General features: G+C 56.0%; 1 protein-coding gene. It reads left to right on the forward strand.

Annotated elements, in window-relative coordinates; all coding sequences use genetic code 11:
- Window positions 1–52 precede the first annotated feature (52 nt).
- The gene (locus V6M90_RS30020) at window positions 53–1300 is read left to right on the forward strand and encodes an IS256 family transposase (RefSeq protein WP_305428768.1); all 1248 of its coding nucleotides are present in this window, start codon (window positions 53–55) and stop codon (window positions 1298–1300) included.
- Window positions 1301–1361: the final 61 nt, after the last annotated feature.

Below are 1361 nucleotides of genomic sequence, written 5' to 3' on the forward strand. Positions count from 1 at the left end.
GGGGGTGTCAGAAATTTTGTGTTCGGGCATAACATGAGTAAGAGGTGCATGTATGCCAACCAAAAAGAAACCCCTTCGTGACCTACCAAAAATCCCCAAGGAGCTGCTCGAACAGTTCGGTGAGGGGCTGATGACCGCAGAGGCTATCGAAGACGCTTCTGCGGCCTTCAAGAAGGCCTTGATCGAGCGAGCATTGAGTGCCGAGCTCGGTCACCACCTGGGGTATCCGCCGGGCGCGCAGCGCCCAGAGGATGAAACCAACCAGCGCAATGGCAAAACGGGCAAGACGGTTTTGACGGGGGATGGCCCGCTGCGGCTGGAGATTCCCCGTGATCGGGATGGCAGTTTTGCCCCCATTCTGATCCCCAAGCATGAGCGGCGTTACACCGGTTTTGATGACAAGATCATCGCCATGTATGCCCGAGGCATGACCGTTCGAGAAATCCGCGCTTTCCTCTCTGAGCAATACGGGACGGACGTTTCCCATGACTTCATCAGCTCAGTCACGGACGAGGTGATGGAGGAAATTGGTGCGTGGCAACAGCGACCGCTTGAGCCGATGTACCCAGTCATTTTCTTCGATGCGCTGCGGGTCAAGATCCGAGAAGAAGGCCTTGTCCGCAACAAGGCGATTTACTTGGCGCTGGGTGTTTTACCCGATGGAACGCGCGATATTCTTGGTATTTGGATCGAAAACACCGAGGGTGCGAAGTTCTGGATGAAGGTCTTCAACGACCTCAAGACCCGCGGCGTAGAGGACGTGCTGATCGCCGTGACCGACGGTCTCAAAGGCATGCCAGAGGCGCTAAGCGCAGTATTTCCGGCAACAACGCTGCAAACATGCATCGTCCACTTGATCCGCAACAGCCTCGATTACGCGGCGTGGGACAAGCGCCGTGAGCTGGCCAAGGCGCTAAAACCGATCTATCAGGCCATCAACGCAGAAGCGGCTGAGGAAGCACTGGACGCCTTTGAAAATGGCCCTTGGGGTAAGCAATACCCAACGGTGGTGGCGGCCTGGAGACGAGCCTGGGATCGAGTGATTCCATTCTTTGTCTTCCCGCCTGCCATTCGAAAAGTGATCTATACGACCAACGCTATCGAAAGCATCAACGCTCAGCTACGCAAGATCATCAAGACCCGAGGCCACTTCCCGACGGATGACGCAGCGACCAAGCTGATCTGGCTTGGGCTGCGTAACATCACGGCAAACTGGGGCTCGGCGGCTCATGACTGGAAGAGTGCGATGAACCAATTTGCGATTCTGTACGGAGATCGATTTATCAGGCCGACCTGGTAAAAGCATGGCCTGCCTGACGGCAGGCCGTTATCGGCCCGCACACAAAAAAACTGACACTCTC

The sequence above is a fragment of the Pseudomonas lactucae genome (assembly GCF_036688725.1).
Taxonomy (GTDB): Bacteria; Pseudomonadota; Gammaproteobacteria; order Pseudomonadales; family Pseudomonadaceae; genus Aquipseudomonas; species Aquipseudomonas lactucae.

Bases quoted from the DNA above. Each gene is read 5' to 3' on its own strand.
- V6M90_RS30020 (WP_305428768.1), top strand. From the start codon at position 53: ATGCCAACCAAAAAGAAACCCCTTCGTGACCTACCAAAAATCCCCAAG.